Origin of the sequence: Selenomonas sp. oral taxon 126 (genome assembly GCF_001683335.1) — a bacterium.
Classification (GTDB): Bacteria; Bacillota; Negativicutes; order Selenomonadales; family Selenomonadaceae; genus Centipeda.
Genome location: NZ_CP016201.1, coordinates 2,036,821 through 2,061,789 on the forward strand (window position 1 = coordinate 2,036,821; position 24,969 = coordinate 2,061,789).

At 55.4% G+C, this 24,969-nt stretch carries 24 protein-coding genes and 2 riboswitches; of the genes, 15 read left to right on the forward strand and 9 right to left on the reverse strand.

Annotation, left to right across the window (positions count from 1 at the left end):
- The 6 genes from AXF19_RS15410 to AXF19_RS09210 form a co-directional block, all read left to right on the forward strand.
- Positions 1–232 (forward strand): penicillin-binding transpeptidase domain-containing protein (locus tag AXF19_RS15410; RefSeq protein ID WP_248931676.1); only part of this gene is annotated, 232 nt, incomplete at its 5' end.
- A gap of 9 nt (positions 233–241) precedes the next feature.
- Positions 242–883 (forward strand): septum site-determining protein MinC, encoded by a 642-nt coding sequence (gene minC / locus AXF19_RS09190; protein WP_066847978.1) that lies wholly within the window; start codon positions 242–244, stop codon positions 881–883.
- A 9-nt stretch (positions 884–892) separates the two neighbouring features.
- The gene (minD, locus tag AXF19_RS09195; RefSeq protein ID WP_066847980.1) at positions 893–1,687 is read left to right on the forward strand and encodes a septum site-determining protein MinD; all 795 of its coding nucleotides are present in this window, start codon (positions 893–895) and stop codon (positions 1,685–1,687) included.
- Between the two features lie 12 nt (positions 1,688–1,699).
- Positions 1,700–1,987: a cell division topological specificity factor MinE gene (gene minE / locus AXF19_RS09200; RefSeq protein ID WP_066847982.1), complete on the forward strand. Its 288-nt coding sequence runs from the start codon at positions 1,700–1,702 to the stop codon at positions 1,985–1,987.
- Positions 1,984–3,090 carry a rod shape-determining protein RodA gene (gene rodA / locus AXF19_RS09205; RefSeq protein ID WP_066847991.1) on the forward strand — a complete coding sequence of 369 codons (1,107 nt, stop codon included), beginning with the start codon at positions 1,984–1,986 and terminating at the stop codon, positions 3,088–3,090. The genes minE and rodA overlap by 4 nt, the downstream gene beginning before the upstream one ends.
- 325 nt (positions 3,091–3,415) lie before the next feature.
- Positions 3,416–6,043, forward strand: coding sequence for a TIGR03960 family B12-binding radical SAM protein (locus AXF19_RS09210; RefSeq protein ID WP_066847994.1), 2,628 nt, complete (start codon positions 3,416–3,418; stop codon positions 6,041–6,043).
- A gap of 127 nt (positions 6,044–6,170) precedes the next feature.
- Here the strand turns inward: AXF19_RS09210 and AXF19_RS09215 are convergent, their stop codons facing one another.
- From AXF19_RS09215 to AXF19_RS09235, 5 genes are all read right to left on the reverse strand, one after another.
- A complete protein-coding gene (locus tag AXF19_RS09215; RefSeq protein ID WP_066847997.1) occupies positions 6,171–7,205 on the reverse strand; it encodes an IS30 family transposase in 1,035 nt (344 codons plus the stop codon).
- 209 nt (positions 7,206–7,414) lie between these two features.
- A complete protein-coding gene (locus AXF19_RS09220) occupies positions 7,415–7,759 on the reverse strand; it encodes a hypothetical protein (protein WP_066848000.1) in 345 nt (114 codons plus the stop codon).
- A 234-nt stretch (positions 7,760–7,993) separates the two neighbouring features.
- Positions 7,994–8,338 carry a hypothetical protein gene (locus AXF19_RS14730; protein WP_237141561.1) on the reverse strand — a complete coding sequence of 115 codons (345 nt, stop codon included), beginning with the start codon at positions 8,336–8,338 and terminating at the stop codon, positions 7,994–7,996.
- Between the two features lie 239 nt (positions 8,339–8,577).
- Positions 8,578–9,477 (reverse strand): transglycosylase domain-containing protein, encoded by a 900-nt coding sequence (locus AXF19_RS09230; RefSeq protein ID WP_066848009.1) that lies wholly within the window; start codon positions 9,475–9,477, stop codon positions 8,578–8,580.
- A complete protein-coding gene (locus AXF19_RS09235; protein ID WP_066848013.1) occupies positions 9,477–10,253 on the reverse strand; it encodes a DUF4931 domain-containing protein in 777 nt (258 codons plus the stop codon). The genes AXF19_RS09230 and AXF19_RS09235 overlap by 1 nt, the downstream gene beginning before the upstream one ends.
- A 142-nt stretch (positions 10,254–10,395) precedes the next feature.
- Here AXF19_RS09235 and trmD point away from each other — a divergent pair, with 142 nt between their 5' ends.
- From trmD to AXF19_RS09260, 5 genes are all read left to right on the forward strand, one after another.
- Entirely contained in the window at positions 10,396–11,136 is a 741-nt protein-coding gene (trmD, locus tag AXF19_RS09240) for a tRNA (guanosine(37)-N1)-methyltransferase TrmD (protein WP_066848015.1), read from the forward strand.
- Positions 11,137–11,228: 92 nt separating this feature from the next.
- On the forward strand, positions 11,229–12,686 hold the full coding sequence (locus AXF19_RS09245) for a nicotinate phosphoribosyltransferase (RefSeq protein WP_066848016.1): 1,458 nt from the start codon (positions 11,229–11,231) through the stop codon (positions 12,684–12,686).
- A gap of 8 nt (positions 12,687–12,694) precedes the next feature.
- The gene (locus AXF19_RS09250; protein WP_066848018.1) at positions 12,695–13,561 is read left to right on the forward strand and encodes a shikimate dehydrogenase; all 867 of its coding nucleotides are present in this window, start codon (positions 12,695–12,697) and stop codon (positions 13,559–13,561) included.
- Positions 13,562–13,603: 42 nt separating this feature from the next.
- Positions 13,604–14,911: a nitrogenase component 1 gene (locus AXF19_RS09255; protein ID WP_066848021.1), complete on the forward strand. Its 1,308-nt coding sequence runs from the start codon at positions 13,604–13,606 to the stop codon at positions 14,909–14,911.
- Positions 14,904–16,196: a nitrogenase component 1 gene (locus tag AXF19_RS09260; RefSeq protein ID WP_066848024.1), complete on the forward strand. Its 1,293-nt coding sequence runs from the start codon at positions 14,904–14,906 to the stop codon at positions 16,194–16,196. Before AXF19_RS09255 ends, AXF19_RS09260 begins: the two co-directional genes overlap by 8 nt.
- 62 nt (positions 16,197–16,258) lie before the next feature.
- Here AXF19_RS09260 and AXF19_RS09265 read toward each other — a convergent pair whose 3' ends face one another.
- The 3 genes from AXF19_RS09265 to AXF19_RS09275 are packed head-to-tail and all read right to left on the reverse strand — an operon-like array spanning position 16,259 to position 19,130.
- Positions 16,259–17,044: an ABC transporter ATP-binding protein gene (locus AXF19_RS09265; protein WP_066848026.1), complete on the reverse strand. Its 786-nt coding sequence runs from the start codon at positions 17,042–17,044 to the stop codon at positions 16,259–16,261.
- A 14-nt stretch (positions 17,045–17,058) separates the two neighbouring features.
- A complete protein-coding gene (locus tag AXF19_RS09270) occupies positions 17,059–18,072 on the reverse strand; it encodes a FecCD family ABC transporter permease (protein WP_066848027.1) in 1,014 nt (337 codons plus the stop codon).
- Positions 18,069–19,130, reverse strand: coding sequence for an ABC transporter substrate-binding protein (locus AXF19_RS09275; protein ID WP_066848029.1), 1,062 nt, complete (start codon positions 19,128–19,130; stop codon positions 18,069–18,071). Before AXF19_RS09275 ends, AXF19_RS09270 begins: the two co-directional genes overlap by 4 nt.
- A gap of 84 nt (positions 19,131–19,214) precedes the next feature.
- Between AXF19_RS09275 and AXF19_RS09280 the strand changes: the two genes are divergently transcribed.
- The gene (locus AXF19_RS09280; RefSeq protein ID WP_066848031.1) at positions 19,215–19,994 is read left to right on the forward strand and encodes a Rossmann-like domain-containing protein; all 780 of its coding nucleotides are present in this window, start codon (positions 19,215–19,217) and stop codon (positions 19,992–19,994) included.
- Between the two features lie 65 nt (positions 19,995–20,059).
- On the opposite strand, the gene AXF19_RS09285 is transcribed toward AXF19_RS09280, so the two are convergent.
- Positions 20,060–22,057 carry a TonB-dependent receptor gene (locus tag AXF19_RS09285; RefSeq protein WP_066848034.1) on the reverse strand — a complete coding sequence of 666 codons (1,998 nt, stop codon included), beginning with the start codon at positions 22,055–22,057 and terminating at the stop codon, positions 20,060–20,062.
- A gap of 88 nt (positions 22,058–22,145) precedes the next feature.
- Positions 22,146–22,297: riboswitch (molybdenum cofactor riboswitch) on the reverse strand.
- A 127-nt stretch (positions 22,298–22,424) separates the two neighbouring features.
- Positions 22,425–22,558, forward strand: a riboswitch (molybdenum cofactor riboswitch).
- Between the two features lie 78 nt (positions 22,559–22,636).
- On the opposite strand from AXF19_RS09285, the gene modA reads away from it, so the two are divergent.
- Genes modA through AXF19_RS09300 form a run of 3 tightly spaced genes read left to right on the forward strand, consistent with a single transcriptional unit; the run spans position 22,637 to position 24,967 of the window.
- Positions 22,637–23,446, forward strand: coding sequence for a molybdate ABC transporter substrate-binding protein (gene modA, locus AXF19_RS09290; protein WP_066848036.1), 810 nt, complete (start codon positions 22,637–22,639; stop codon positions 23,444–23,446).
- A gap of 53 nt (positions 23,447–23,499) precedes the next feature.
- Positions 23,500–24,255: an ABC transporter permease gene (locus tag AXF19_RS09295; protein ID WP_216634930.1), complete on the forward strand. Its 756-nt coding sequence runs from the start codon at positions 23,500–23,502 to the stop codon at positions 24,253–24,255.
- The gene (locus AXF19_RS09300; RefSeq protein WP_066848040.1) at positions 24,239–24,967 is read left to right on the forward strand and encodes an ATP-binding cassette domain-containing protein; all 729 of its coding nucleotides are present in this window, start codon (positions 24,239–24,241) and stop codon (positions 24,965–24,967) included. Before AXF19_RS09295 ends, AXF19_RS09300 begins: the two co-directional genes overlap by 17 nt.
- Positions 24,968–24,969: the final 2 nt, after the last annotated feature.

The following is a 24,969-nucleotide window of genomic DNA, read 5'->3' on the forward strand; positions in this document are numbered from 1 at the left end:
CGCAGCCGTACCGATCGACATTGCGGGTAAGACGGGGACGGCGGAGAACTCGCAGGGGCGTGACCACGGCTGGTTCGTGGCGTACGGTCCCTATGCGAATCCGAATATCGTCGTGGCGGTCATCGTGGAGCAGGGCGGCTTCGGTTCGCTCTCGGCGGTGCCGATTGGGAGGAAAATCCTAGAGGCTGCCTTCGGGTTGGACCGCGTGCCGCAGAATGCAGGGAATAAGTGAGGGAGTCAAATGGGCGAGGATAAGATCAAGATCAAAGGGGAAAATGACGGACTCATGCTCACGTTCCCCGTCGATATGAGTTTTTGTGAGATCATGGAGGAGCTGGGGCGAAAGCTGGAATCCGGTTCCGGGTTCTTTCTGCGCGGCACGCTTGTGCGTGTCCCGCGTGACCGCTTTGCGAAAGAGGAGTTGGCAGAGATGCAGGAGCTCTTTCGGACGCACGGGCTGATCTGCCGTCTGGCAAAGCCGGAACCTGCCGCGCCTATTGCGCCCGTGACTGAGCGCGTGCAGCCTGTGGAGGAGAAGAAGGAGCAGCCGGAACTCCGGCAGATGCTCGTCATCGACAAGACGCTGCGCGGCGGACAGGCGGTGGAGACGGAGGGCTCCGTCATCGTCTTCGGCAATGTCAATCCGGGTGCGCAGATCACGGCGGGCGGCAGTGTGGACATCCGCGGCACATGTCGTGGGGTCGTGCATGCAGGCGCAGCGGGGGACTCAACAGCATTTATCATTGCAGATCATCTGATGCCGACGCAGATTCGCATTGCGAACTATGTCGCGCGTTCGCCGGATGAGCCGGAGGATTCCGGCAAGGCGGAGCGCGCCTTTGTGAAGGATGGTCAGATTGTCATTGAGCCAATAGAGAGGTAGGTTCGAAATATGAGTGAGATCTATGTCGTGACTTCGGGCAAAGGAGGCGTTGGAAAGACAACGACAACGGCAAATCTGGGCGTTGGATTTGCCATGCGCGGCAAGAGCGTCGTCCTGATCGATACGGATACGGGGCTCAGGAATCTCGATCTCCTGCTGGGGCTTGAGAACCGCATTATGTACGATTTGGTCGATGTGACCTCGGGTCGTGTGCCGTACAAGAAGGCACTCGTGCGTCACAAGAAATATGACTCTCTCTTTCTCCTGCCGACCTCTCAGGTCAAGGACAAGAGTGCGGTGAATCCCGAGGAGCTCGCGACCCTCTGTGAGGAGCTGCGCCGCTCCTATGATGTCATCATCATCGACTGTCCCGCAGGCATCGAGCAGGGATTCAAGACAGCGATTGCGGCTGCCGATACGGCGATTGTGGTGACGATGCCCGAGATTTCGGCGGTGCGCGATGCGGATAAGATCATCGGCGAGCTTGGACGTGCGGATAAGGAGGACATCCGCCTCGTGGTCAACCGCATTCGCCCGAAGATGATCGAAAAGGGCGATATGCTCGATATGAACGACATTGACGAGATCCTCTCTGTCACCTGCATCGGTCAGATCCCCGATGACGAGATGGTCGTGACGAGTACGAACCGCGGAGAGCCGTGTGTGACGATGCCGAACTCTCCCGCAGGACAGGCGTATCTCGATGTGGTGGGACGCCTCTCGGGTGAGGAGATCCCGTTCCGCGAGTTTGCGAAGGAAAGTCTCTGGGAGACGATCAAGGGCAAGCTCTTTGGGAAAAAGTAAGGGGGGCTTGGCGTGATTGAGATGCTGAGAAAACTTCTCGGAAAAAAGGAAAGTTCCGGCGATGTTGCGCGCCGCCGCCTCCAGCTTGTTATCATCAATGATCGGGCGAATGTCTCTCCGGAGATCATGGACAATATGCGCGCGGAGATCATTCAGGTGATCTCGAAGTATATGTATATCGATACGCGCGAGATGGAATTCTCGCTCGAAAATGAAAATGACACGATGGCACTCGTCGTCAACATTCCTGTCGTGAGCGTTCAGCACGGCGGCAGCGACATATCAAGGCGCAGACGATGATACTCTCGAAGCGCCTCCTGCGCCGCACGGATCTGACGCTGATTGCAGCGGCTGCTGCTATCGTCATCATGAGCCTCGTCATCATCGGCAGTGCGACTCATGTCAATACGCCGAGTGAGGAGCGCTATTGGTTCGTTCAGCGGCAGGGCATATCCATCATTGTCGATATTGCGCTTGCAGCATTTCTGATGAATTTCGACTACAAGATACTGCAGCGCTACGGCAACCACTTCTACGTGTTCAATCTGATTCTCCTGATTCTCGTTATGTTGGTCGGGCAGACGGCGCTTGGCGCGCAGCGGTGGATCGCACTCGGTCCCATCAGCATACAGCCATCGGAGTTCTCGAAGCTCATCATGATTATTGCCCTTGCTGCAATGATCGAAAAGCGCGGGAAGATACAGTCGCTCAGTGATGTCGCACCCGTTGCCGGCTATGTGCTCGTGCCGTTCCTGCTCGTGCTGAAGCAGCCCGATCTCGGGACATCGCTCGTCTTTCTCGCCATCTTCTTCGGCATGGTGTTCGTTGCGGGGATACGGCTGCGCATTCTCGCCGGGATCTTTGGACTCGGACTTGCAGCTCTGCCCGTGCTCTGGCATTTCCTGAAGGACTATCAGAAGATGCGCATTATGGTCTTCATGGATCCAAATGTCGACCCGCTTGGTGCGGGTTATCACATCATCCAGTCGAAGATTGCAATCGGTTCGGGGCTGCTCTTTGGCAAGGGGCTGTTTGGTGGGACGCAGAGTCAGCTGAACTTCCTGCCGGAGAATCACACGGACTTCATCTTCTCCGTCGTGGGGGAGGAGCTCGGCTTCGTCGGATGCGCCGTCCTGCTCCTGCTCTATCTCATCGTGCTCTGGCGCGGCATCAGGATTGCGCAGGATGCGAGTGATACGTTCGGCAGGCTGCTCGCGGTCGGCATCACGTCGATGATTGCGTTCCACGTGCTCGTCAACGTCGGCATGACGATGGGCATCATGCCCGTCACGGGCATTCCGCTGCCGCTCATGAGCTACGGCGTGAGCTCGCTCACGACGAATGTCATGGCGATTGCCATTCTGCTGAACATTCAGCTGCGGCGGCAAAAACTGTTATTTTAGAGAGAAATTCTGTGAGGCTGTTCGCCTTCGCGCGGCAGTCTCTTTTATTTTCTGTGTTTATTTTGGTTCTATGAAATGTCACGGAATGACTCCGTGCGCACTCCACGCAAACGCTTAGTTACGCAAGCGGTCGGGCACTTATCTGCCTAAATACCTGCGGACTTCTTAAACGCGCTTCGCTTGAACGAAAGAAATCCGCAGGGGGCAGAACGTGCCCTTTTCTCCGCTTGCTCCACTAGGGTTTGCTTAGGAGCATCGCACGGAGGCGTTTCCGATGTTCCATAACATACGACAAAGAGTCTTTATTTGGAGGGAATACGAAACAATGGTGCAGCTCGATCACAGTGTCCTGCAATCGGTACTGAAACCTGCGCGCTACACGGGCGGCGAGTGGAATGCCGTGCGCAAGGACTGGGACAGCGTGCAGTGCAGATTTGCGCTCGCGCTGCCCGATGTCTACGAGGTCGGCATGAGCAATCTCGGGCTTGCCATTCTCTATGAGATTCTGAACCGCCGTGCGGACATTGCGGCGGAGCGCGTCTATGCGCCTTGGATCGACATGGAGGAGAAGATGCGTGCGCGGGGCATCCCGCTCTTTTCGCTTGAAAGCCGCCGCCCCATCGAGGAGTTTGACTTTATCGGCTTCTCGCTCCAATACGAGATGATCTACTCCAATGTCCTCAATATGCTCGATCTTGCAGGCATTCCTCTCTATGCGCGTGAGCGCGGCGAGGATATGCCCTTCGTTGTGGGCGGCGGGCCATGCGTCTACAACGTCGAGCCAATTGCGGACTTCTTCGACTTCTTTGTGATTGGGGAAGCCGAGGAGGTTCTGCCCGAGCTCTGCGATGCACTCATTGCGTGGAGGGCGGAGGGGCGTCCGGGCGGACGGCGCGGCTTCCTCACGCGCCTCCTTGCGATCGACGGCATCTATGTGCCCGCGTTCTATGAGCCAATTTACGACGAGGCGGGGCATTTTCGTGAGATGCGCCTTCTGCATCCTGCGGCGCGTCCCGTCATCTACAAGCGCGTTGTGCGCGATATGGATGCGGTCATGTCGGTCGAGCATCCGATTGTGCCCTATATGGACATTGTGCACAACCGCATGATGCTGGAGCTGTTTCGCGGCTGCTCGCGCGGCTGCCGCTTCTGTCAGGCGGGGATCGCCTACCGACCCGCACGTGAGCGCACGGAGGAGCGTCTGCGCGGGATGGCACAGGGGCTGATCGCATCGACGGGCTACGATGAGATGAGCCTCACCTCGCTCTCCTCGGCGGACTACTCCTGCCTCGGGCGTCTTGTGGATGATCTGATGGCGGACAATGCGGGGGAGAAGATCAGCTTCTCCCTGCCGTCGCTGCGCATCGACAGCTTCTCGATCGACCTCGCGCATCGGATGCAGCAGGTGCGAAAATCGGGGCTGACCTTTGCGCCCGAGGCAGGAACGCAGCGGCTGCGCGATGTCATCAACAAGGGCGTGACGGAGGAGAATCTGCTCACGGCGTGTGGCGCGGCATTCCGTCACGGCTGGAAGCAGGTGAAGCTCTACTTCATGATGGGGCTGCCGACGGAGACGGACGAGGACATCATCGGGATTGCAAAACTTGCAAAGAAGGTCGTCGATCTCTACACGGAGATTCGCGGGCGGCGCGGCTGCAAGGTGACGGTCTCCGTCTCCTGCTTCGTACCAAAGCCCTATACGCCGTTCCAGTGGTTCGGGCAGCTGCCGATCGAGGAGTTTCGGCGGCGTCAGCAACTCCTCAAGGAGCATATTACGGATCGGTCGATCACGTTCCACTATCACGACGCGCGGCTCTCGGTGATCGAGGGCGTCTTTGCGCGCGGCGATCGCCGCCTTGCGCCCGTACTCTATGAGGCGTGGAAGAATGGCGCGAAGTTTGACGGCTGGTCGGATCTCTTCGACGACAGCCGCTACTTCGCCGCATTTGAGACCTGCGGCGTCGACTGGGAGTATTTCAGCAGGCGTACGCGCACGATTGGCGAGCCGCTGCCGTGGGCGCACACCTCGCCCGGCGTGCTCGAGCGCTTCCTAAAGTCCGAGTGGCAGAAGGCGCTTTCGGCGTCTCTCACGGAGGACTGCCGCCGCACGCACTGTACGGGCTGCGGCATCTGCCCGACGCTCGGCGTGGATGTGATCGACTATGCGGGCACGGAGGTGGAGCGTCCCACGCTGCTTGATGAAAAAGATTCATCTGTGGGTAAAGCCTCTCCTGTGGCTGATAAAACGGGGAATCCCGCAGAGCGCCGTCTTTTTGTCTATCGCGGGCTTATCACGAAGGGCGAGGAACTGCGCTATGTCTCCCATCTCGACTATGCGAACCTCTTCGTCCGCGCGTGTAAGCGTGCAGGGCTGCCGATGGCGTACTCGGAGGGCTTCAACCCGCACATGAAGGTCGCGTTTGCGTCCGCGCTCTCGCTTGGTGCGGCGAGCGATGCGGAGTATGTGGACTTCGAGATGACGGAGGCGCTTGCGCCCTCGGAGGTGATGGCGCATCTCGGGGCGCATCTGCCGCGCGGGGCGCAGGTCGTTCGTCTGCGTCTGCTCGAGGGCAAGCATCGGGCGCTGATGGCGGATGTGGACGAGGCGCGCTATCGCATTGCCGTGCCCTATGCGGGTGATGTTGAAGCCGTGCGCGCGAGTGTTGTGCGCTACAATGCGGCGGAGAGCGCCGTATGGGAGCGCAGTACGCCGAAGAAGAGCCGTACGATCGAGACAAAGACATACATAAAAACACCCGTTTCCTTTACGTTGGAGCACGAGCGTCTGACGTTTTGGATGAATCTCGTCGTGACCTCGGAGGGCAGTGTCAAGCCCATCGAAGTACTGTCCGTGATGGCGCGGGACTTCGCCCTGCCTGTTGATCCGAGCGAGGCGTATGTGACGCGTACAGGATTGTTCGCAGACGGTGTGGCGCTGATCGACAGAGCATGATCTTTCCGCAGGAGAGGCTTCGCGGTAACCCTCCCTCCGTCTAGTTTCTGTCTCTCCATGTCCGGTTTTAGGAATTACCCTAAATTGCAATATCAAATCGGACAGTAGCACATAACAGAATCAGAAATTATGGGCGAAGATTTTTAAGTGCGGCATCGAAGCACTCTTGCGGCGTCTCATAACCTAGAATTTTACGGGGGAGCGTATTGATCCAATCCTCCACACGCTGTACATCTTCCTCGCTTAGGTTTGTCATATTCGTGCCCTTCGGAATGAAATACCGAACGAGTGCATTCTGCTTCTCGTTCGTTCCACATTCCCAAGGAGCGTAAGGATGAGCATAGTACACCTTCGCCTCGGGAACGGCTTCTTGCAGACGAGCGAACTCGCTCCCATTGTCGCAGGTGATCGTACGAAATACCTGTGAAAACTTTGCCCCATAAAGCTCTCTTAGTTTGGCAATCCCTTCGGCAACCGCCTCTGCAGTCTTTGCACGAATCTTTACAAGGTGCCTCTTTCGCTTCTTACGTTCATCTACGGCAAGTAGCACAGGATCCGTACCCTTTTTCCCGATGATGGTGTCAAGCTCCCAGTTGCCAAAGGTAACACGCTCGTCAACAAGCGGATCGCGTTGATCGATACGCTCACCGAGGGCTCTATGATTGTCGTCGCTCTTCTTTCCTTTGTGTTTGCGGCGAACCTTCTGGCGTAGGTCGATGTTTTTGACCTTAAGTAGCCCCTTTGCAATGTAGTTGTAGATGGTCTTCGTGCAGACCTGAACCGCAAATAGATGTGTACGTTTAGCGCGCCCGCAGATTGCATCAGGTGCGTGTTTGTCTTTGAGAATACGGTCTTCTACATACCGGATGAAGTCCCGTGCCGCATTGAACTTGGAAGGCTTTACGGAGTTCTTTCGATTACGCTCATAAATGATTTGACTAGTTTCGGCAAAATACCGGTCATAGTACGTCCAGTCTGAACACATCTGCCTTGCTGTACCGCGCTTTATTTCAGCGTACAGAGTGGAGCGTGCGATTCCGAGGTCTTTGGCGATTTTCACCTTAGGAACTCCAAGGCGAAGCATCGCTTCGATCTGTCCGCGCTGATAGGCATTTAGGTGTTTGAATGTACGGCGTTTTGTGGTAGAATGAGCGTAGAGCATACAGAACCTCCTGGTGGTGTTTTGGCAAAGATATTTTACCAGACGGATTCTGTATGTTCTACTTTTTTATGTGTCCGATTTCATTTTACAATGAACCTTTTAGGAATTACTGATAAATTCAGCGTCATCATCTTGACATAACTTTTTCGTCCGCACATCAGCGGAAAAATCTGCGTTAATCTGACGGGCTTCATTTCATCAGCGATTTCTTAGATATTATCGGTCAAAGAGATTTTCGCTCCAGTAATTTCTATGGTGTCCCCAGAATTTAGTGTTATTATTAATTTTAATTGATCATTTGCACAGTTTTTTATTTCTTCTGATACAATGTATGTTCCTTTCCCCCATGGTTCTTTTAGTGACATAACAAAATATGAGGTGTTTTCAATAATAAGTTTTGCTCTTTCCTCCGAGTCTCTCAGAGGAGGGGACTTAGGTAAGATTAGAAATATAATTACATTTTTCCGGCCATATGAGATTTTTACGTCTTCTAATAATGAATCGTGTAAGTCTAGGTCTGAATTTTGAAAATCAGTTATATGAATTTGCTTCATTTGATTTGCATCCTTGTCTTTACCCGAGGTAAAGTTGAAGTGGTTCTTCGTGGGTCAGGTCCTCCATGCGATTGCAGGATTTGCTTGCAGCGAGTCTGATGTCGAACTCGAAGGGCTGACTCGTGGGCGGGATGGAACGCATCGTGAATTGTCCGCTCTGCCTGCCATTACGGCTTTGATTCGGTCTCCCTGAACATCGCCGACTCGTTTGACACGGACGGTCATGCGGCGTATTTATATTCTTCCATCCTGTATAATCAGACGTTTCCTCAGCAAATCATCTTCATGCGTAAATACAATCGTCCATCTCAGTGTTTCATTTGTGATATAGATATCCTCTGGGAAGAATTCTAGATGATCTAATAACAGATTATAATCGAGTTCTATCATATCCTTTTTATCAAATTTCCAGTAATCTTTTATGAAGATCCTATCTCTGGAATTATTATCCCAAAACACAAATACTTGCTTTAAAAATTTGCGATACTCTTCAATCTGTGTTTCTCCAATATATGTTTCTGATTTTAAAAAATCCCATAAATATCCTTCATAACAAAATCCATCGAAAAACGCATACAACTGTTCAATTCGTTCTTGATAACATTGTGCATGCGTATACGGATCTACAAATTTTTTTTATATATAAGTTCCGATATCTTGCTGCTTCTTCTTTGCCTAATATACGAATATGGTTTTTAAATTTTTCTAGCTCCACGTTCTTGGCTGCCCCCCTGTATTCTTATTGCTCCTTTAATCCTTTCTGTTGTACTTTCGTTTTTACCAATTCACGAGAAATAATTCTTGATGAATCTATGCGCCTATGTCTTGGTCTTCTCACTTTCCTCTGGGCGGAAGTTCAGCGGCTGTATCTTTGCGTCTTCGGCAGTGCGTGCGTCGATCATCCCTTGCGCCTCCATCGTGTCGAGGACGACTGCCTGCCGCTTCTTCGCGGCGATGAAGTTTTCAAATGGGGAGAGCTCGGAGGGGGCGTTGGGGATGCCCGCGAGCATGGAGGCTTCGGGCAGGTCGAGTGCGGCGGGAGGCTTTCCGTAATAGCCTTCGGCTGCGGCATTCACGCCGTAGAAGCCCGAACCGTAGTAAACGACGTTCAGATACATCTCGAGAATCTCGTCCTTCGAGTAGGCGATCTCGATGTCGAGGGCGAGCAGGAGCTCCTGTACCTTGCGCGTCAGCGTCTGCTCATTTGCGAGGAAGAGGTTTTTGACGAGCTGCTGCGTGATCGTGCTTGCGCCCTCCTCGATGCGCCCGTGTTGGATGTTGACGAGCGCCGCGCGCCCCATGCCCGTGAGGTCGAATCCCATATGGTCGTAGAAGCGGCGATCCTCGATGGCGACGATCGCTTTCCGCAGCTCGGGCGAAATGCGCCCGATGGGCACGTAGTCCGCGCGGTCAAGGCGCGCCTCGATGGCGCGGCGGATGAAGAGGACGCGTGCAATCTGCTCACCTGCATTCGGCTCGCGGATCTCATGCAGCTGATTTGCGGGCAGCTGCCGCTCTGCTGCAGGTAGAATCTCACCAACCTCCTGCCATGCATGCGGGACAAAGAGAAATGTCCCCAGAGACACGAGCAGGAGGCAGATGAATACACTCAAGAAAAAACGCCCAAATCTGCGGGGCGTTTTTTTGCGCGTTCGTTTACGTGCTGTTGTCTTGCGCCGCTTTCGCTTCGGCGGCGTTTCGTTTATCGTATCAGTCATTATATGCTCCGTTTATTCTCAAAGTAAGCCGCGCGCATCCGATCCCGCATCTCCGCAAGGTTGGACGGGAGCAGTCGGATGTTGTAGCCGATGAAGACGGGGGAGGTGGCAAAGCGCGGCATGATCTTGATGAAGATGTCCGCGCCGTCATTGTAGAAGAAGATGTTGTAACTCGTCAGCGGACGGCGGAAGGCATTCATGAAGAAATCGACGGCGATCTGTATGTAGTCCGCAATCGTTCCGACTGACCCTGCATCGGCGGGCACAATGTTCAGCTCCCAAAAGCCGACGCGCGGTGTGGTGGAGAGGTTCAACGTGACGCCGTCCCGCTCGTCCACGGTCAGTCCCTCGAACTCGGCGCGGCGAAAGGCAAGCTCCTGCCGAAATGTGGGGAAGCCGACGAGCTGCATATGCGGGTGACGGATTGTTCCACCCGAGTACGGTCCATAGTTCTTGAAAAAGAGCACCGTGTCATACTTTCCGCTCGCACGCATCTGCGCCCAATGCTCCATGCCGAACGCGATGAGGCGGTGCATATGGTCGCGCGTGTAGTCGGGCATATCTGCATCGCAGTCCCTGCCCTCGATGAGGACGAATTGATCCGCCTCCTCGATGACGTTGTATTTGTTTTTGAGGAGGATAATATCGCCGTCCGTCGCGATGATGTCTGTGAGCTTGTCCGTTGCACAGAACGGACAAGCCGCATTGCTGTGGATGATGTTCTCGGGCTTCTGCCGCCCGATATCCGTATTGAAATGGGCAAGGTTGATGTCCATAAAATGCTCCTGAGTTTCATTCATACCTTTCTCTATTATATATCTTCCGCGTCGATTCGTAAAATATTTTATCGAAATCGTGCAATTCACAAACGTATCCATGCTATAATGAAAAACATTGCAATGAGAATAAGGAGTTCCTATGAGAATCGATCTTGTGACACTCTTTCCCGAGATGTTTGCGGGCGTATTCGGCACGAGCATCATCGGGCGGGCGGCAGAGCGCGGCATCTTGGACGTGCACTATACGAATTTTCGCGACTACTCGACGGATAAGCACCGCCATGTGGACGATACGCCGTGCGGCGGCGGGGCAGGCATGGTGCTGAAACCCGAGCCGCTCTATGCCGCCGTGCGCGACATCCATGCACAGACCGCAGCCTATGAGGGGCGGCGCTGCACGATCATCTTTGACCCTGCGGGGGACGTGTTCACGCAGAAGACGGCAAAGGAACTTGCCTCGTTCGATCAGCTTATCCTCATCTGTGGGCACTATGAGGGCTTCGATCACCGTGTCTACGACCTCGCCGACCGCCTCATCTCCGTCGGCGACTTTGTGCTGACGGGCGGGGAGATTCCCGCGATGCTCGTCGTGGACGCGACGGCGCGCATGCTGCCCGGTGTACTCGGCGACGATACGTCCGCGCCGACGGATTCCTTCTTCGATGTGCTGCTTGGCTATCCGCAGTACACGCGTCCGCGCGAATTCGAGGGCAGGGCAGTTCCCGATGTCCTCCTCTCGGGCAATCATGCAGAGATTGCACGCTGGCGGCGTGAGCAGTCGCTCCTCGCAACGCTGCGTCATCGTCCCGAACTTCTGCCGTTGGCAAAACTGACGAGCGATGACTTGAAATTTCTCGCGAGACAGAATGAAATTCTGTGAAAAACTCTTTTTGCGTGAATCTTGAGGAAATGGTATAATGCAAAGGAATGATTGTTATGCCATTTCTTTCTGCCCGATAGGGGGACACTACTGTGACGCAGTTTGATAAGCGAAATTTGTCGATGATGATGGATTTCTACGAGATGACGATGTCCTACGGATATTTTCATCGGGGGCACGGCGATGTGCGCGTCGCCTTCGACCTCTTCTTCCGCTCCGTTCCCGACAAGGGCGGCTATGCGGTGTTTGCGGGGCTTGAGCACGTGATCGAGTTCGTGGAGAACCTCGCGTTCTCGGATGAGGACATCGACTATTTCCGCGCGCAAAAGCTTTTCTCGGAGGAGTTCCTGAGCTTCCTGCGCGGCTTCCGCTTTCGCGGGGACATCTATGCCGTGCCCGAGGGGACGATCATCTACCCTGATGAGCCGCTGATAACGATTGTCGCACCGATCATCGACGCGCAGCTCATCGAGACGGCACTGCTTGCACAGATCAATCATCAGTCCCTGATTGCAACGAAGGCTTCGCGCATCGTGCGTGCGGCAGAGGGGCGCAAGGTGTCGGACTTCGGCGCGCGGCGTGCGCACAACATGGACGCTGCGACCTACGGCGCACGCGCGGCATACATCGGCGGTGTCGATATGACGGCAACGGTGTCGGCAGGACAGCAGTTCGGCATTCCCATATCGGGGACGATGGCGCACAGCTGGGTCATGTTCTTCGAGGATGAATATGAGGCGTTCAAGAGTTATGCGGAGATCTACCCGCAGGCGACTGTGCTCCTCGTCGATACCTACGATGTGATCCATTCGGGCATCCCGAATGCGATCCGCACGGCACATGAGGTGCTCGAGCCGCAGGGGCGGCGCCTCGCAGGTGTGCGCATTGACTCGGGCGATCTCGCCTATCTGTCGAAGCGCATCCGTGTGATGCTCGATGAGGCGGGACTGACGGACTGCAAGATCATCCTGTCGAACAGCCTCGATGAGTTTACGATTTCCTCCCTGCTCCTCCAAGGCGCGCAGGTGGACAGCTTCGGCGTGGGCGAGCGCCTGATCACGGCGAAGTCCGACCCCGTCTTCGGTGCGGTCTACAAGCTCGTCGCCGTGGAGCAGGACGGCATATTCATACCGCGCATCAAGATGTCGGAGAATGTGGAGAAGCTGACGAATCCGGGGATGAAGGATCTCTACCGCATCTACGACGGCAACGGCAATGCCGTGGCAGATATGCTCACAGTGCAGGGGGAGGAGATCGACCTCGCGCGCCCCTTCCGCTATGTCGATCCGATCAAGCCGTGGAAGAACCGTTTCTTCGAGGGCTTCTCGGCGGTGAATCTGCGTCGCCTCTATATGCGCGCGGGAAAACGCGTGGAGCAGCTGCCGACGCTGGATGCAATCCGTGCCTATGTGCGTAAGCAGCTCGCGGATGAGATCTGGCCCGAGGAGCAGCGCTTCGAGAATCCGCATCGGCACTATCTCGATATGACACCGATGTACTACGAGCTCAAGATGGGGCTGCTCGACGATATACGCGGCAAGCACAGTTAGGATGTGGAATGATTACAGGAAGCACGAAACTGCTGGGTGTCATCGGCGCACCCATCGGACACAGTCTCTCACCGATCATACAGAATGCAGCCCTGCACGCCGCAGGGCTTGACTATGTCTATGCGGCTCTTCCCGTGCGTGCGGATGCCCTCGCGTCGGCGGTGCGTGGCCTCTATGATGCGGGGATTGCAGGATTTAACGTGACGATCCCGTTCAAGACGGCGATCATCCCGCTGATGAATGCATTGAGCGAGGACGCGCGGCGCATTCAGGCGGTGAATACCGTAGTGGTTGAGGACGGCAGGTTGGTCGGGCACAATACGGATGTTGCGGGATTTCTTGCGGGATTTGCGGAGCGGGGGATTGCGCTCACAGGAAAAAATGCCGTACTGATTGGTGCGGGCGGCGCAGCGCGGGCAGCACTGTGGGGGCTTCTGCGCAGCAATATCTCCGCTATCACAATCGGCGTGCGGACTGCGGCAAAGGGCGCGGCGCTTGCGGCAGACTTTGCGGCAGACGGCGATGTGCGGGCGGTATCCTTTGATGATGCCGCATGGATTGCTGCGTGCAGCGATGCCGATATTGTGGTGCAGACTACGCCGCTCGGTATGATGCCGCATACAGATGCAATGCCGCCCGTGGATATGGCGGCACTGAAAGACGATGCAGTCCTCTACGATCTGATCTATACGCCCGCTGAGACGTGCTTTCTGCGCGAGGCACGGGCGCGGGGATGTGAAACGATCAACGGCGAGACGATGCTTGCGGCGCAGGGCGCAGAGGCATTTCATCTCTGGACGGGGAAACGTCCCGACGTGGAACTCATGAAGCGCGTGCTACGTGAGGAGCTTGCACGGAATACTTTGCGGTACTGACACCGATGGCGGTTGAGGAACTGGAGGACTTGGTGGAGCAGTATGGCAATTAAGGTAAAACGCGCGGGGGTGCGGCGTGCGCAGTGCAGCTGCAGTATGCCCGCTGTCTGGTGGGCGCTCTCGTACGCGCGGGGAGCACTGGTTATCTTTCACAGTCCACGCTCCTGTGCACATGTGGTGCGTGAAAAGGATGTCGGCAGCTTTCACCGTCTGGTCGGTGCGGGCACGTATGCACCGCCGTCGCCCGTACCGCTCCTCACAAGCGGCATCGGTGAGGGCGACGCGGTGTTCGGTGCGGCGGAGCGTCTGCGTGCGTGCGTCCGCTATGCGGTGGAGAAGTATCATCCGCATGCTGTCTTTATCGGCGGCTCCTGCGTGAGCGGCATCATCGGAGACGATACGCGGGCAGTGGCGGAAGAGATGGAGGAGGAACTCGATCTGCCTGTTGTGGCAGTCCCCACGAGCGGCTTTTTGGACAATGAATCCTTTGACGGCTATCTCTCGGTTGCGCGTGTGCTGACCGACCGCTTTATGCATCCACCCGCGCGTGTGCGGCAGGGGACGGTGGCGTTTCTCGGGGACTATGGCGGCTTCTACAGCTCCTATGTGCAGGAGCTGAAGCGGCTGCTCGCGGGGATCGGACTGCAGCTTACGGTGCAGTTTCCCACCTATACGCCGTTGGATGAGATACAGGCGGTATCGGAGGCGGAGCTGCTCATTGTGCTCGGCAGTTCGATGTCGGACGAGAAGCAGGAGATGCTCGTCGCGTTCGCAGAGGAGCTGCATACGCGCTTCGGCACGCCGTACTTTGCCGAGGCGTTTGCGGGCGGTGCGGAGGAGACGGCACATTGGCTGCGCTGCATCGGTGCACAATGCGGGCGTACGTCGGAGGCGGAGGAGGTGATCCAACGCGAGGAGGAGGCGTTCGAGCGCGTTCTCGTGCGTGCGCGGAAGATGCTTGACGGGCGGCGCACGGTGCTGGTCGTTGGGCGTGAGCTGCACTGGCTGCAGCCAGAGATCCTCCTGCGCCTGATCGAAAAGGCGGGCGTATGTCTCGCGGGGATCATCTTGCTCGCACTCTTTACCGAGGAACAGCGTACCACAGTAGAGGAAGGGCTGCGTCAGTGCACGGATGTACCGATCCTTGCGGTGGAGGATTCCGAGAGTGAGGAACTGCTGCGGGCGGTGGATTTCGTATTTACCACGCATGAACTCGTGGACGTAGGGCTGCGGCAGATCCTGCTCGGCAAGCTGCCCACGGTCGGCTGGGCGATGGAACGGCAGCTCATCGAGGATATGGAGCACGTACTCTATCGGCATACGGACAGAGGAGGGCTGATCTATGGATGAGGCGGTTCTCTCCTTCGACGATATGTCCGTGTGGATGGAGAGCTGTGCGCTGACAGGCGCGGCGGCGTTCTTCGCGGGGGTACGCGGCTGTGCCGTGATCGTCAACGGCCCGCTGTGGTGCTATCTCTTTACGCAGCGGCACATCGAGCAGAGTCAGAGCGACATCTCGCACCGCATGAAGTGCACACAGCTCGACAACGATGCAATTGTGTTCGGTGCGGAGGAGTATCTGCGCGAAGCCCTGCAGCCGCATATCGACCATCCGCCCGCGCTGCTCGCCGTCATTAGCGGCAGTTCGGCAAGTCTGATCGGCGATGATGTCGGTGCGATTGCACGCGCGGCGGGGGTGACCTGCCCCGTGGTCGCTATTGACAGCGGCGGGCTGGTCGGCAGCTTTGCGGATGGATGGGCGCGTGCTTCCTGCGCGATGCTCGATGTGTTGCTCAGAGAGACACGGGGAGAGGTGCGGCGTGGGGTCAACCTCATCGGCATGACCTCATCCTACTACAACGGTGAGAACGATGTACGGGAGCTTGTACGCCTGTTGACGGGGGCGGGCTATGAGGTGCGCCATGTATTCGGCTGCGATATGCCGCCGGAGGATATCGGAGTCCTTGCACAGGCGGAGCTCAATATCGTTGTGCATGATGAGCTCGGGCTTGCAGCGGCAAAGCACATCGAACAGCACTGCGGCACGCCGTATATCGCACCGCTTCCCCCGTACGGCCGCGCGGGGACGAAGCGGTGGCTTGCGGCGATCTTTTCCGCACTGCCGCCCGTACGCGGCGAGGATGCCATGGAGGAGATTGCGGCGGCGGAGCGCAGGGACTTCCTGCGGATCAACGATCTCAAGAATACGTGGGGAGAGCTGCTCTTTGATACCGCGCTCATCCGTGCGCCGCGCTCGTCAGCGTGGGGGCTTGCCGAGGCACTGCGGACGGAGTGGGCGGATGTGCGCCATCTCGCCGTCGCGGCACAGGTGCGCGAGGACGCTGCTGCCGTAAAGATCGCGGACGAGCAGCTCGCGGAGACGGATACGGCGCGGGCGCAGGGAGTGCTCGCGGCGATGGAGCGTGGTCTGCTCATGGGGAGCAGCAGCGAGTCCGTGCTTGCCGACCCGCGCAGGATGCTCTACGTCCCCGTCTCTTATCCTGTCGTGGATCGGCTCCACATCTCGGATCAGCCGTTTATGGGACTGCGCGGCGCACGGCACATCGAGGACATGCTCTGGAACGGGAGCGTCCTCAGGCGGGAACTGTCTGTCCGCGCAGGTATACATGGATAAGATGGCTGCTCTATGAAAAATCGGGGCTGCTGCACATTTCTTTCGTGCAGCAGCCCCGTTTCTCATTGATGAGCTTGTGGTGGGAGGGGGACACAGGTGCGTGTCTCGGGGATGTGTTCATACCCGACAATCTTTGCGGTGACCCCATACAGTTTTGTGAGCCGTTTCTCTGTAATTGTATCGTTTGTCTGTCCCACGAAAAACACGCCGTCCCGCCCCATGATGGCAGTCTGATCTGCACAGTAAAAGGCATGACTTGGTGCATGTGTCGTCATCATAACCGTGATCCCCGCCGCACTGAGTGTACGGATGCGGTTCATCACGAGCACCTGATTGCCGAAATCGAGGCTCGCCGTGGGCTCGTCCATGCAGAGGAGCTGCGGCTGCTGCGCAATCGCACGTGCCAAGAGGACAAGCTGCCGCTCTCCGCCGCTGATCTTTGTATAGATCTTTTTTGCAAGATGTTCGATGCCGAGCATCTCAAGTGCGTTGTCAGCAATTTTGCGATCCTTTTTTCCGGGAATACCGAGACTGCCGACGTGGGCTGCCCGCCCCATCAGCACAACATCGCGGACGGTGAATGGAAACGGAGGCGTGTGTGTCTGCGGAACATAGGCGATGCGGCGTGCCCGCTCCTGGACTGTCCACGCGGACATATTCTCTCCGGATAGCAAAATTTCACCTGCAAGTGGGGGCAGCAGCCCCAGAATCGTCTTGAAGAGCGTCGTCTTTCCAACCCCGTTCGGGCCAAGCAGACAGAGGGTCTGTCCGCGCATGACAGAGAACGAAATATTACGAAAGATCCGTGTGCTGTCGTAGCCGCAGGAAACATTTTTTAGTTCAAGCATCAACCGATTCCTCCTCAGTCCCAGCCATGATGGTATTTGACCAGCAGATAGAGAAAGAACGGGACACCGAAGAGCGATGTGAGAATCCCAAGCGGGATCTCCATTGTCCACAGGGTGCGTGCGAGGTTATCCGAGGCAAGCAGGAACAGCCCGCCCATCAGTGCCGACCCCGGCAAGAGAAAGCGGAAGTCCGGTCCAACGATAAAGCGCACAAGATGCGGCACAATCAGACCGACCAGACCGATGATGCCGGATAGCGAAACGGCTGCTGCCGTCATGAGCGTGGCACAGAGAATGACGATGAGACGGAGTCGTTCTACGGGAATCCCGAGAGTCTGTGCCTCCTCATCGCCAAAGGAGAGCAGATTGATCCGCCATCGCAGGAGAAAGAGGGGGATAAATGCCGCGCCCATAAATACGAGCGGAAAGAAGAGGTTGTCGAGTGAGATTGCCGCAAGACTTCCCATCAGCCAGTAGACGATGACAGGCAGCTTGTCATATGGATCGGCGACATACTTAATCATGGAGAGCAGCGATGTAAAGAGGGTGCTCACAATGATGCCCGAAAGGATGATCGCAAGTGTTGTGTTTCCGCCGCGGCAGAACTTTGCGCCGATCACGTACGTGATCCCAACAGCGCACAACCCTCCGAGAAACGTTGCCGCATGGACGAAAAAGGAGGGCACACTCCACAGGATCGCGACTGCCGCCCCAAATGCTGCCCCCGCCGAGACACCGAGAATCGCGGGGGAGACCATCGGATTGCGGAACATCACCTGATAGGCTGCTCCGGAGACGGAGAGTGCCGCCCCCACCATGACCGCCCCGATGATGCGCGGAAGGCGCAGTTCCATCACGACGTGAGAGGCACTGCGTGTTTCCGGCACAAATCCCATCCAGCCGCCGAATACAGAAATGACATCCGCTGCGCTGAGATGGAATCGCCCTAGCAGGAAGGAAATGAAGATCATCGCAATGAGCAGGAACAGCAATATGGTGAGTTTGAACTGCGGTGAAACGCTGCTCATGGGAGGACACGATCCCGTGCGAGCAATGCATCACACTCCGCATCGCTTAGTTCGTAGTGATAGAAGAGACGATAGTATGCTCTCATCTCCTCGTGCAGATTAATTCCGGATTCCTCGGGATAGAGACGCGCCGCAAGCCATGAGAGCCCCATAAATCGATTGACGGAGGGGGGGCGTCCCATCCAATCATACGGCTTCGACGGCACACGCAGAACATGCTTCGACTGCACTGCGCGCAGTTCTCGCCAAGGAAGCGCAGAGAAGTCTGCCTCTGTTTCGGCTGCAATCACAAGAACCTCCGGATTCCATGCGAGAATCTGCTCCATCGACACCTGACTCATCGAGCCTTCGGCTGGTGCTGTTGTCACTGCAATGTTATCGGCAAGCAGGTCAACAATCTGTGCATGGAACGACCCTTTGACGACTGCCATATTGCCTTGTGCCCCGCCAAGGTAGAGTAGTGATGGCTTGTTTTGGTTTTTTGCAGCGAGTTCCGTGCTGTGTGAATACACCGCGTGACAGTAATCAGCGAGTGCATTTCCTTCCGTTTCGCGGCCGAGGATTTTCCCAAGTGTACGATATGCCTCATCGGTATTGTCGAGCCGTGCCTCGATGAAGATCACAGGAATGCCGAGCGATGCCTGAATCTGATCCATATCCTCGACAATGGTCGCTTTTTTCTCCCCCACGTCAATAATGACCTGCGGGTTGACAGAGAGCACCGCCTCCTTGTTGAAATTCTTCATGCCGTAAAACTGACCGAGCACGGGAAGATCGCGGTACTGATCCCCTACATAGGGGAGCGCAGCATCTTTCCACTGTCCGGAAATACCGACGAGCTTGTCCGGAGCAATGGCAAAGAGTGCCATCTGGGCAAGACCGCCGGATGGTGCGATGCGATCAATCTGCTTTGGAAGCTCGACCGTACGTCCTGCAGAATCCGTGAAGGTATATGTCGCGGCGACAGGATTCTCCTTTTCCTCCTGGCCGCATCCGACAAGCAGAATAAGGAGGAGGAATAATACGGTGAGCAGTGCATTTCTTTTTTTCACAATCATCTTCCTTTCGTTCTCTGTTCACAGTTGAATCTGCTGAATCGCTGTGTTATCCTAGGGTCAACAGATCTGTGAGGAGGTATTTTTGTGAACTACTGGAATCTTTACGATGAGATCATCGACGGATTGCCGCAGGACATCTATATCGACGACTATGCCGTCGGACGCCCGTGGACGTATGTGCGTGCAGGGGATTTGGTCGGCATCTGCATGACGATCCCTGCGTACAGCCGCCCGCGTCTACGAAAGGAGAGCTTTCTCGGCTGTTCGCTGCGCGAGGCGGGAGAGTACGTGCGCTCGTGGCAAGGGCAGGAGGCATCCATCGCCGCTGCCGCCATCAACGCATTTTACAATCAGCCGTCCAAGGTGGAGGCGATGCAGGGATTCCACGGCGAGGATGCGTCCGCCGAAACACTGGATGAGCGCAAGAAGCTGGAAGCATTCGCCATGTATACGGAGCAAATTCGCGGCAAGAAAGTCGCTGTCATCGGTCACTTTCCGAACTTCCAAAAGAAATGGGAACCGATATGCGACCTCTCCATCCTAGAAATGCAGCCCGAGTGGGGGGACTACCCGGCCGAGGCGGCAGAGTTCCTTCTGCCGCAGCAGGACTTTGTCTTTATGACAGGGGCGACCTTTGCCAACAAGACCATGCCGCGCCTCTTAGAGCTCTCAAAGAATGCCGTGACTGTCCTCGTTGGCCCCTCCGTGCCCATGCATCCATGTCTTTTTGACTACGGTGCAAACGGTCTTTCGGGATTTACAGCAACCGATGCTGCACTCGCTGCCGATCTCGTTCATTTCGGCTATGGAACCGATATTGCAAGCTGTGGAAAGATGGCGGACGTTCTTCCACATTTTGTCTGAATACAACATAACAGAGTTGCCGTACGTTTTCAAAGCGTACAGCAACTCTGTTTTATGTTGAGCGATTAGAACGTCATATCCACGCCGAGGAGGAAGTTTGCTCCTTCTGCCGGATGATAGAGCTTGTCCTGATAGTCTTTGTTGAAGATGTTGTTAATGCGCAGGAAGACACCGAGATCCGTCTGCGGCTCATAGCGTAGATCGAGATCTGCCGTAAAGTAGCCGGAGCTGTTCGGATACTTTTCACCATTCGTCCATCCGCTCACAGCACGTCCGAGCAGGGTGGAGCGCCATTTGCCCTCGCGATAGGTCAGCCCGAGATTCATCATCTGATGGGGGATACCGGCAGCATCGGTCGTCTTCCCATTTGACTTGTCCTCCGCGCTCATCCATGTATAGTTGGCAAAGGCGGACAATTTCTGTGTGAATTTGTGCTGATAGCCAAGTTCTGCCCCGCGAATCTTGGTCTGGTCGATATTATAAAACGGACCTCCTTTGACAAGGCGCACAATGCGATCCGTTACATCCGTATAGAATACGGCAAGATCAAGTTCTGCTTTAGGGTTGAAGCGATGCTTCCATCCCAGTTCAAAATTGCGGTCGCGTTCCGGCTTCGGGACGGGAACATTAGCGCGAATGTTTGCCGCTGCTGACTTTGCTTGCACAAAGACATGCGTGCGTCCTGCCGAGAATCGCAGGGTATCCGCTTTCGTCAGATCATGCGTGATATTGAGGACGGGATCCGTTGCATGATCCGTGCTCTTTACATTATTTGCATCCTGTGACAGGGACTCATGGCGCACGCCGAGTGTCATGCGCGTCTTTGTGTCAAAGCTCCATGCGTCCTCAATGTAGAAACTTGTACGCTTATCCGTTCCCTCATCACCTTTGGAGAGGTTGTTGGAATCCGTATGCCAGTCAATCTTGACGTACTTTGCACCGAAACTCAGCTGGTGCTTGTCGCCAAGTGCGGTGGAAGCGTTCGCCTCAATGCCGTTTCCTGTGGAGAACCAGCCACTGCGGTACCATTCCGGTCGGCGGGGATTGTTATAGTTTAGAAGAGCTCCGCCGTCGCTTCTCAATAGATTGTGCACCCACAGATTGTTTTCATCAATCAAATGATAGTACTTGACATCATACTGCCATCGATCATTTGGACGGCTTTCGTACTGGAGTGCAATGTTGCTCTGTTTGAACCCCTTGTAATGCCAGTTGTTCGTTTTGTTCTTCTTTCTATATGACTTCTGCATAGCATCTGAAAGATCATCGACATTGATTGACCAGTTGATATCTGCAGTCAGTGTTTTTCCCGTTTGTGGATCGATACTGTTGGAGATCTCGCTGTCCATATCGGAGTAATATCCGCTCAATATGAGAGAGGACTTGTCACTCGTTTTGAACTTGATCTTACCGTCAAAGTACAGCTTGTCGTTTTCCGCATTCGGCAGATAGCCGCCTGTATGACGCTTTGATGCATTCAGTGCATAGCTGATATTCTTATCGCTGCCGCTATAGCCGATGCGTGTATCATAGGTATGATGGGAGCCACCGGCGATACTCAGACGGAATTTCCCTGCACCGTCACCGTCCTTCGTTGTCACGAGAATGACGCCGCCCTTATAGTCTGTGCCATACTGTACGGGTCCCGGTCCCTTGATGATCTCGACCTTTGCAATACTGTCTGCTGGAATCGTCGAAAGATCAGCCGCTGCATTCGTAGCAATACCGTTGAGAGGAAACGCAGGGATGCCGTCAATATAGACTTTCGTCTGCCCGACCTCCGCGCCACGAACGCGTACCATCTTGCTGTCTTTTGCTGCGGGCGCCATATAGAGTCCCGGCACCTGCGAAAGGATATCGGCCAGATCACGATAGCCGCGATCCGCAATCTCCTCTGCCGTGATCGTGTTCGTTGTCACAAGGTGCTTGTCAACGCCCTCTGCCTCGACTTTGACAGTGTCAGTCTCATATTCCGTGTCGGCGGCGTATGCCTGCGGCAGAAATGCAAATCCTGCCATGACGGCTGCCACGAGGGCGGTCTGGTACTTCCGTGTTCGCTTCATGAATACCTCTCCTTTTCTTCATCACACAAAAATAGACTGTTTCCCGTACGAAGCGCACGACAAACAGTCCCTGCATGACAAAGAAGCAGTCCGTTCCTGTCGTTTTCCTTTTCGATACGGGAAGGCTGTCGCATTTCTTTGACAACCCTGTGAGCAGAAGTGTTCAAAAGAACGCTCGCTCAGGCGAAATATCATAGGCACACAGCCCTTAGATATTTTTGCTCGGAAAACAAAGTTATTTAATTGCGGTTTAATTCTATCAAATTGTATGTAATACTGTCAATCTTTATTTTTGATTGAAATCAATGAACGCAGCCTGTCCAACTTCTTCTTGCAATTTGTCCTTATTTTTACTATACTTTCATAAAAATACATATTGTTCCAAGCGATCATTGCTAAGTGCTTTCTGTATATGGGATGATTGCCGGAGCTTCGACTCCCGAGTCAGGTTGGAAACGAACTGGCTTTCCGTGCTTGAGAAGGAATATCTGCGACAGATGAATGTCATCTGCCTGTTTTTGTGTGTCGTAGGCACGTCCTTCAAGGGCGTGTCTTTTTTGTATAGGAGGATGTTTTACGATGCGTTGGAAGAAAGAATTGCTTGTCTTTGGGGTGATGTCGGCTGTGGCTTTGAACGTTGTCGGCTGTGGGGGGACAGCGGAGCAGCCTTCGAGCAGTACGTCGGCATCCTCGTCGGCGGCTGCGGAGACGGAGAACCTGACGGGGCAGGTGCTGCACGTCTACTGTGGTGCGGGGATGCAGAAACCGTTCCAGAAGATTGCAGATGCGTTTCGGGAAAAGACCGGCTGCGATGTGCAGGTAACCTATGCGAATGCAGCGCAGATCCAGACGCAGATCAAGACATCGCAGGAGGGGGATTTCTTTATCGCTGGCTCTGAGCAGGAAATAAAGCCAGTGCAGGATTCTGTGAAGGAGAGCAAGCCGCTCGTCCGGCACATTCCCGTTCTGGCAGTCAGCAAGGGGAATCCGAAGGGCGTTAACAGCCTGAAGTCCCTGACGAGAGGAGATGTCCGCGTGGTGATGGGCGATGCCCAATCGACGGCAATCGGAAAGCTGTCCGAAAAGGCGTTTCAGGATGCAGGAATCAAGGAGGCTCTGAATATCACGTCGACCACGACGACAGCACCCCAGATGGCGACGCTCCTCTCCATGCAGGAGGCAGATGCTGCGATTCTCTGGAAGGAGAATTGCGGGGATGGTGTGGATATTGTTCCGACGGATGATCTGAAACCGTATATCAAGACGATTCCGGCGGCACGTCTGAAGTTCCAGTCCGACAATCGGGCGGCGGATGTTTTTTCGACGTTCTTGGATAGTGACGAAGCCCATGAGATCTGGAAATCGTTTGGCTATGAACTTGTCTCATGAGGAACTTGGGTGCTGATCCGTTCCTGATGCTCTGCTTTTTCATAACGCTGCTGGTGTTTGTGCTCATTGGCGGCAATATTTCCATTATCCTGTTGGATGGTTTGCGGACGCTGCCACAGCATCTTTTGGATGTGGAGAACCAATTTGCATTGGTGCTCAGTGTGCGATGTGCCAGCATTTCTACAGCACTTTGTTTTCTGCTTGCTGTACCGACAGCGTATATGCTCACGCGGGAGCAGCTGCCGTGCAGGCGTGTGGTCGAGGTGATCTTGGAGCTGACGATGTCTCTGCCATACATTGTGTTGGGGCTGAGTCTGCTGATTCTGTTTTCGTCGCCGCTTGGCAAGGAGCTGAAGGCAGCGGGGCTGCCGGTGGTATTTGATACCAATGGGATCATCATGGCGCAGCTTGTTGTGAATCTCCCGTTTGCGATCAAGCTCTGTGTGATGGCACTGCAGGGGGTAGATCATAAGGTGGAGTTGGTGGCGGGGCTGCTCGGTGCATCGCCGTGGCAGCGGTTCCGAACGATCCTGCTGCCGCTGTGCCGCAACGCCTTGATCGGCTCTCTGGTGCTGATTTGGTCGCGCGCACTGGGGGAGTTTGGTGCGACCTTGATGTTGGTGGGTGTGACGCGGATGAAAACGGAAACGCTGCCAGGCAACATCTATCTGAATGTGAGCAGCAATGATCTGGACAGTGCCATGGCAAGTGCCTTTGTTCTGCTGCTCTTGTCAGGGCTCTCCCTAGCGGCATCCAATCTGCTGACGGGACGAGAGGGGGAGCGAAGACGCTATGCAGCCGGAGGCTGACATCATACTGGAGATCAGGGATGTATCCCTGACACGGGGGGCATTTCACCTGCAGCCGATGCGTTTTGCCATCGGGGCGGATGAGGTGCTGGCGATCATTGGGCAGACCGGATCCGGCAAGACAATGCTGTTGGAGTTGATGGCGGGATTTCATCCGCCGGATGCCGGTGCGGTGCTGTTGAACGGGCGGGATATGAGAGAGCTTGCCCTGCATGAGCGGAAGATCGGATATCTCTATCAAGAGTACTGTCTGTTTCCGCACATGACGGCGGCAGAGAATATCGCCTACGGTCTGCGGATGAAGAAGGTGGACGGCGCAGCTTGCAGGGAGCGGGTACATGAGATTGCGAAGCAGTTCGGCATCTGCCATCTGCTGACGCAGTATCCATCGACGTTGAGCGGCGGTGAACAGCAGCGTACGGCTCTGGCGAGGGCACTCATTACCCATCCGTTGCTGTTGCTGTTGGACGAGCCGTTTTCGGCACTCGATCCTGTGACAAAGGAGTCCATGTACGAGATGATCCGCAGGATTCGGGCGGAGTATCACTGTGCGATTGCGTTTGTCACGCATGATTTTCACGAGGCGGCGGAGCTCGCCGACCGCGTCGGGATTCTGCTGCATGGAACGATGCAGGCAATCGTCCCTGCAAAAGAACTGTTTACGCACCCTTGGAACGAGGCAACAAAGAAGTTCCTCGGGATTACGAAATGAGT

Coding starts and splice junctions, on each gene's coding strand:
- minD (WP_066847980.1), top strand. CDS start 893: ATGAGTGAGATCTATGTCGTGACTTCGGGCAAAGGAGGCGTTGGAAAG.
- AXF19_RS09260 (WP_066848024.1), top strand. CDS start 14,904: ATGGATGAGGCGGTTCTCTCCTTCGACGATATGTCCGTGTGGATGGAG.
- AXF19_RS09230 (WP_066848009.1), bottom strand. CDS start 9,477: ATGACTGATACGATAAACGAAACGCCGCCGAAGCGAAAGCGGCGCAAG.
- modA (WP_066848036.1), top strand. CDS start 22,637: ATGCGTTGGAAGAAAGAATTGCTTGTCTTTGGGGTGATGTCGGCTGTG.
- minC (WP_066847978.1), top strand. CDS start 242: ATGGGCGAGGATAAGATCAAGATCAAAGGGGAAAATGACGGACTCATG.
- AXF19_RS09265 (WP_066848026.1), bottom strand. CDS start 17,044: ATGCTTGAACTAAAAAATGTTTCCTGCGGCTACGACAGCACACGGATC.
- AXF19_RS09235 (WP_066848013.1), bottom strand. CDS start 10,253: ATGGACATCAACCTTGCCCATTTCAATACGGATATCGGGCGGCAGAAG.
- AXF19_RS09300 (WP_066848040.1), top strand. CDS start 24,239: ATGCAGCCGGAGGCTGACATCATACTGGAGATCAGGGATGTATCCCTG.
- AXF19_RS09285 (WP_066848034.1), bottom strand. CDS start 22,057: ATGAAGCGAACACGGAAGTACCAGACCGCCCTCGTGGCAGCCGTCATG.
- AXF19_RS09220 (WP_066848000.1), bottom strand. CDS start 7,759: ATGAAGCAAATTCATATAACTGATTTTCAAAATTCAGACCTAGACTTA.
- AXF19_RS09215 (WP_066847997.1), bottom strand. CDS start 7,205: ATGCTCTACGCTCATTCTACCACAAAACGCCGTACATTCAAACACCTA.
- AXF19_RS09210 (WP_066847994.1), top strand. CDS start 3,416: ATGGTGCAGCTCGATCACAGTGTCCTGCAATCGGTACTGAAACCTGCG.
- trmD (WP_066848015.1), top strand. CDS start 10,396: ATGAGAATCGATCTTGTGACACTCTTTCCCGAGATGTTTGCGGGCGTA.
- AXF19_RS09255 (WP_066848021.1), top strand. CDS start 13,604: ATGGCAATTAAGGTAAAACGCGCGGGGGTGCGGCGTGCGCAGTGCAGC.
- AXF19_RS09275 (WP_066848029.1), bottom strand. CDS start 19,130: ATGATTGTGAAAAAAAGAAATGCACTGCTCACCGTATTATTCCTCCTC.
- AXF19_RS09270 (WP_066848027.1), bottom strand. CDS start 18,072: ATGAGCAGCGTTTCACCGCAGTTCAAACTCACCATATTGCTGTTCCTG.
- AXF19_RS09250 (WP_066848018.1), top strand. CDS start 12,695: ATGATTACAGGAAGCACGAAACTGCTGGGTGTCATCGGCGCACCCATC.
- rodA (WP_066847991.1), top strand. CDS start 1,984: ATGATACTCTCGAAGCGCCTCCTGCGCCGCACGGATCTGACGCTGATT.